This is a genomic window from Paracoccus sp. P2 (assembly GCF_046335115.1).
Classification (GTDB): Bacteria; Pseudomonadota; Alphaproteobacteria; order Rhodobacterales; family Rhodobacteraceae; genus Paracoccus; species Paracoccus pantotrophus.
Genome location: NZ_JBGOSN010000123.1, coordinates 1 through 2033, shown reverse-complemented (window position 1 = coordinate 2033; position 2033 = coordinate 1). Strand labels below are relative to the sequence as shown.

The window sequence follows — 2033 nt, the reverse complement described above, 5'->3', positions numbered from 1 at the left end:
GGATGAGGCCGATGGCGGGGATGGCGCCGCCGGGGCAGAATCCCGAGAGCCCCCAGCCCAGGCCGAACAGCGCCGATCCGCCGACCAGGGCCGGGTCGATGGCGCGCCGCTCGGGCAGGTGGAAGCGCAGCGCCAGCACCGGCGCCGGCCGGCGCAGCACCAGCCGGTAGCCCGGCAGGGCCACCGCCAGCGCGCCGCCCATCACGAAGGCCAGGGACGGATCCCAGGCCCCGGCAATGTCGAAGAAATTCAGAACCTTCGCAGGGTTGGCCATGCCCGAGACCGCAATCCCCGCGCCAAAGACCAGCCCGATCAGCAAGGCCGACAGCAAGACCATCTCAGAACCCTCCCGCAAGATGGCGCGTGGCATAGACCGTGGCCCCGGTCGCCAGCATGAAGCTCAGCGTCGCCACCAGCGAGCGCGCCGACAGCCGCGCCAGCCCGCAGACCCCGTGGCCCGAGGTGCAGCCGCCGCCATAGCTGACCCCGATCCCGACCATGAGCCCGCTGAGCGCCGTCCAGCCCAGCGGCACCGGGCTGGAGAAATCCACCGCGACCCCGCCCAGCCGCACCAGCAGCAAGGGCGCCGCCACCGCGCCGGCCAGGAAGGCCAGCCGCCAGCCGCCGCCCGGCGCGAAGGCCCCGGCCAGGATCCCGGTCATGCCGGCGATGCGGCCGTGCAGCGCCATCAGCAGCACCGCCGCCAGCCCGACCAGCCCGCCGCCCAGCAGCGATTGCACAGGGGTGAACTCGGTGGTGAACGCGGTCATGCCCCGCCTCCGTCTTGATGATCCCCGTCCTGGCGATCCCCGTTCCCGCGATCCCCAGCTTCGCGCCCCCCGCCTTCCAGGCCGCGGGTGATGCCCGGCAGCGCCCAGACCGGGCAGAAGCGCAGCGCCGCGGTCGCCAGCAGCACCAGCCCGGCCAGCGCCGCCGCCCCGCTCCATGCCGGCGACAGCCCGGCCAGCAAGGCCAAGAGCACCAGCCCGATGCCCAGCACCAGCCGCAGCGCCCGCTCGGCGGTTCCGATATTGATCCGCATCCTTCCTCCTCCGCCTCAGTCCCAGGGCGCCTGCAGCAGGTCCAGCGGGATCTTCAGGTAGCGCCGGCCGTTCGCCTCCGGCGCGGGCAGCCGGCCGGCATTGGTGTTGACCTGCAGCGCATGCAGGATCAGCTTGGGCATCGGCAGGGTGCGGTCGCGCGCCTGCCGCGCCGCCACGAACGCGGCCTCGGTGCGGTATCGCGCCATGTGGCTGTTCCTGGCCTTCTGCTCGGCCACGGTCGATTCCCAGGCCGGCGCCCGCCCGCCCTGGCAATAGTCGTGGCCGGTGAAGACCCGCGTCGCGTCCGGCAAGGCCAGGATCGCCTGGATCGAGCGCCACAGCGCATGCGCGTCGCCGCCGGGGAAATCCGCCCGCGCCGTGCCGCTGTCGGGCATGAACAGCGTGTCATGCACGAAGGCCGCGTCGCCGATCACATAGGAGATCGAGGCCAGGGTATGGCCGGGCGAGAACAGCACCCGCGCCGGGATCGAGCCGAGGCGGAAGGTCTCGCCCTCGGCGAAAAGCTTGTCCCATTGCGAGCCGTCGGCGGGAAAGTCCGGCCAGTTGTAGAATTCCTTCCACAGTTTCTGCACCTCGACCACCTTCTCGCCGATGGCGGTGGGGGCGCCGGTCCTGCGCCTGAGATAATCGGCGGCCGAGAAATGGTCGGCATGGGGATGGGTGTCGAGGATCCATTCCAGCGCGTAGCCCTTCTCGGCGATGAAGGCGAGGATGCGGTCGGCCTCGATGGTGGCGGTGGCGCCGGATTTCTCGTCATAGTCCAGCACCGGGTCGATGACCGCGCATTGGCCGGTCGCCGGATCGGCCACCACATATTGCACCGAGCCGGTGCGCGCCTCGTAGAAGCCGGTCACTTCGGGCGCGGGTGCCAGGGCCGCCGGGCCCGCATCGGAACCGGGTTCGGCCTGCGGTTCGGAACGGGTGTCGGGCCGGGTGTCGGAACCGGGATCGAGATCGAGATCGAGATCG

At 71.4% G+C, this 2033-nt stretch carries 4 protein-coding genes; all 4 read right to left on the bottom strand.

Annotated features, from left to right (window positions below; genetic code table 11):
* A partial coding sequence (locus ACDP63_RS24655) for a DUF6691 family protein (protein WP_024845604.1) occupies positions 1-337 on the bottom strand: 337 nt, incomplete at its 3' end.
* A 1-nt stretch (position 338) separates the two neighbouring features.
* Positions 339-770 carry a YeeE/YedE family protein gene (locus ACDP63_RS24650; RefSeq protein WP_024845605.1) on the bottom strand — a complete coding sequence of 144 codons (432 nt, stop codon included), beginning with the start codon at positions 768-770 and terminating at the stop codon, positions 339-341.
* Entirely contained in the window at positions 767-1042 is a 276-nt protein-coding gene (locus ACDP63_RS24645; RefSeq protein ID WP_024845606.1) for a YgaP-like transmembrane domain, read from the bottom strand. Before ACDP63_RS24645 ends, ACDP63_RS24650 begins: the two co-directional genes overlap by 4 nt.
* A gap of 15 nt (positions 1043-1057) precedes the next feature.
* Positions 1058-1936, bottom strand: coding sequence for an MBL fold metallo-hydrolase (locus tag ACDP63_RS24640; RefSeq protein WP_024845607.1), 879 nt, complete (start codon positions 1934-1936; stop codon positions 1058-1060).
* Positions 1937-2033 lie beyond the last annotated feature (97 nt).

Excerpts from the sequence above, each read along its gene's own strand:
- ACDP63_RS24650 (WP_024845605.1), bottom strand. The coding sequence starts at position 770 with ATGACCGCGTTCACCACCGAGTTCACCCCTGTGCAATCGCTGCTGGGC.
- ACDP63_RS24645 (WP_024845606.1), bottom strand. The coding sequence starts at position 1,042 with ATGCGGATCAATATCGGAACCGCCGAGCGGGCGCTGCGGCTGGTGCTG.